At 77.3% G+C, this 695-nt stretch carries 1 protein-coding gene; it reads left to right on the top strand.

The genetic code is table 11. From position 1 onward, the window contains the following. Positions 1-59: 59 nt before the first annotated feature. A partial coding sequence (locus EAO70_RS36300; protein WP_410091600.1) for a MaoC family dehydratase N-terminal domain-containing protein occupies positions 60-695 on the top strand: 636 nt, incomplete at its 3' end.

Raw genomic sequence — 695 nt, 5'->3', positions numbered from 1 at the left:
GGTCGTCGGTCGGGCTGCCGGACGGGGCGGGGGTCGGGCCGTCGGACGGGGTGCCGGACGTGCGGCTCGACGGGCCGTCGGTCGGGCCTTCGGACAGGCCGTCGGTCGAGCCGCCGGATGGGCCGTCCGCCGAGCCCTCGGACGGGCTCTCGGAGCGGCTCGCCCGGTTCGCCGGGCTGGTCGCCGCGGAGGCCGGCGTCGGCAAGGACCCGGTCAACCTGCCCATGATCCGGCACTGGTGCGAGGCCATGGGGGACGCCCACCCCGCCTACCGTGGGCCCGACGCGGTCGCGCCGCCGACGATGCTCCAGGCCTGGACGATGGGCGGCCTCTCGGGGCACACGGCCCGCTCCTCCGTCCACGACGAGCTGTTCGCCCTCCTCGACGGCGCCGGGTACACCTCGGTGGTCGCGACCGACTGCGAGCAGGAGTACCTGCGGCCGCTGCGGCCGGGCGACGAGATCACCTTCGAGACCGTCATCGAGTCCGTGTCGGGGCTCAAGACCACCAAGCTCGGGTCCGGCCACTTCGTCACCACCCGGACCGACGTACGCGCCGGAGGCCGGCCGGCCGGCACCCACCGCTTCCGCATCCTCAAGTACGCCCCCGCCGCTCGGCCGCCCAAGCCGGAGCCCTCCGCCGCGGCCCCCGCCGGGCCCGGGGCCCGGCGGGGGCCGCGGCGGAGGGCTCCGGCT

This window comes from Streptomyces sp. adm13(2018) (assembly GCF_008042145.1).
In the GTDB taxonomy this organism is placed as follows: Bacteria; Actinomycetota; Actinomycetes; order Streptomycetales; family Streptomycetaceae; genus Streptomyces.
This window is presented reverse-complemented; position numbering and strand designations above follow the sequence as displayed.